This window comes from Paratractidigestivibacter sp., from assembly GCF_052362415.1.
Classification (GTDB): Bacteria; Actinomycetota; Coriobacteriia; order Coriobacteriales; family Atopobiaceae; genus Paratractidigestivibacter.
Window position 1 is genome coordinate 1 of the sequence record NZ_DAWEMK010000201.1, and the last position, 1,809, is coordinate 1,809.

1 protein-coding gene is annotated in these 1,809 nt (G+C 66.6%); it reads left to right on the plus strand.

Annotated elements, in window-relative coordinates:
* Positions 1-111 precede the first annotated feature (111 nt).
* On the plus strand, positions 112-1,809 hold a 1,698-nt coding region (locus ACT84W_RS10920; protein WP_444329241.1), incomplete at its 3' end, for a UvrD-helicase domain-containing protein.

Consider the following 1,809-nt stretch of genomic DNA (forward strand, 5'->3'; position numbering starts at 1 on the left):
TCCGTTTTTCTGGGGACAATTCTAACAACCGCGCGGGACAACAATCCCCGCGGCGGGCTTCTTGGCGTACGATGGGTAACTCGATATTTCGCCTCGACCGCAGGAGCGCACATGTCCGAGCAGAACGACCAGCACAACGACCCCGTCTTTGACGAGGAGCAGGCCCATCTGAAGGAGCTCTACGCGAAGCTGCTGCGGATGCGCGACGACATCGCGGCCGACCTCGAGAGCAACCACGCCGGCGCGCGCCAGGACCTGCTGGACATGTCCGAGGAGGTGCGCCTCGACTTCGGCGGCGCGGACGAGACCATGGAAACCCTCGCCGCCATCGAGACCCTGAACTCCGTCATCGATGCCTACAACCAGTACCACGACTTCAACGTCGAGAAGCTCCGCCGCGTCGTGCTGCTGCTCATGCAACCCTACTTCGCCAAGGTCCGCCTGCAGATGCGCCCGGGCCGCCCCGCGCGCGACGTCTACATCGGCGCGGCCGGCATGACCGACGAGCACTCGATCCCGCTCGTCGTCGACTGGCGCAGCCCCGTGGCCGAGACCTACTACAACCAGGAGATGGGCCCGACCAGCTACGAGGTCGACGGGCGCAAGCGCACCGTCAACCTGGAGCTGCGCCGCCAGTTCGACATCGTGCGCGACAAGCTGAACATGTACTTCGACACGACCGTCGCCATCGAGGACTCGCTGCTGCTGGGCGCGCTCAAGCGCCACCACTCAGAGAAGCTCCAGGCGATCACGGCCACGATCCAGCGCGAGCAGAACCTGATCGTGCGCCACGAGGACGTGCCGGTCATGCTGGTCAACGGCATCGCGGGCTCGGGAAAGACCTCCGTCCTGCTGCAGCGCATCGCGTTTTTGCTCTACCGCGAGCGCAAGACCCTCGACCCCGACCAGGTGTACCTCTTCACGCCGAACAACGTGTTCGAGCGCTACATCGACACCGTCTTGCCGTCCATGGGCGAGGCGAACCCGCAGGTCTTCACCTGGCGCGACTTCGCCGAGGCGCAGGGCGCGGGCAACCGCGACGCCGGCGAGAAGTGCTCCTCGGAGCAGCTCGGGCGCATCGAGGAAGCGGTCCGCGACCTTGCCATCGAGGAGGCGGACGTGCGCGAGATCCGCATGGACGACACCGTGCTCCTCAAGGCGTCGCAGGTGGAGGGCGCCGTCCGCAAGTTCGAGCGCTTCGGAGCCGGGTCGCGCTTCTGCGCCCTCGTCAAGGACGAGCTCCACGAGCGCCTGAACCGCCGCTTCGCGCAGATGGCCAAGGACGACGAGGTCCAGGAAGAGGTGCTCGGCTTCGACGTCGACGAGCAGGTCCACTGGTTCGGCGAGACCGTGAGTCCCGAGGACGAGGCCGCCTGCGCCGACCTCGCGCGCCGCTACGTCGAGCAGCGCTACGCCGAGGCGCACGAGCGCATCGACGACCTGAGCTGGCTGCGCTTCGACCGCATCGGCATGCGACTGCTGGGGCAGCCCGCGCTTTCCGCGACCGAGTGGATCTACCTGCGGCTCTGCATCACCGGAGCAGGCGACAAGAACGCCCGCTACGTCATGGTCGACGAGGTCCAGGACTACACCGTGGCCCAGCTCATGGTGCTCGCGCGGCACTTCTCGCGCGCGCACTTCCTGCTTTTGGGCGATGAGCACCAGGCGATTTTCGAGGGGACGGCGACGTTCGCGCAGATGCGCGAGGTGTTCGAGGCGACGCACGGGCAGGTCGAGGAGTGCCGCCTGCTCACGAGCTACCGCTCCTCTCCCGAGATCACGGCGATGTTCACGAGCCTGCTCGACCCC